Below are 255 nucleotides of genomic sequence, written 5' to 3'. Positions count from 1 at the left end.
GATCTGATGATCTGCATCGGCCGCTGAACCTTGCCCCGGATCGGCTGCGCGACGTCCTGTGCAAACGTGAGCAGCGCTATGTCGGATCGCAGCTGACGTTTTCGTTCGAGCGCCAGCGGATCATGCTCGAGGAGACCGCGGTGACGCGCGGGCTGGTCGGTCGCTATGTCGAGACCTACGCGCTTGCCGACGGCAGGCTGGATGTGCGCTGGAAGGGGCATTCCCTAACCTACCGGGTGTTCGACAAGGACCAGC

General features: G+C 63.5%; 1 pseudogene. It reads left to right on the top strand.

The window, feature by feature from the left end:
- Positions 1 to 255, top strand: a pseudogene (locus tag IB265_RS36395) (ISNCY family transposase); the annotation flags it as partial.

This window comes from Ensifer sp. ENS10 (assembly GCF_014852025.1).
In the GTDB taxonomy this organism is placed as follows: domain Bacteria; phylum Pseudomonadota; class Alphaproteobacteria; order Rhizobiales; family Rhizobiaceae; genus Ensifer.
Note: the sequence above shows the minus strand (reverse complement) of the source record. Positions and strands in the feature narration are given on the sequence as shown.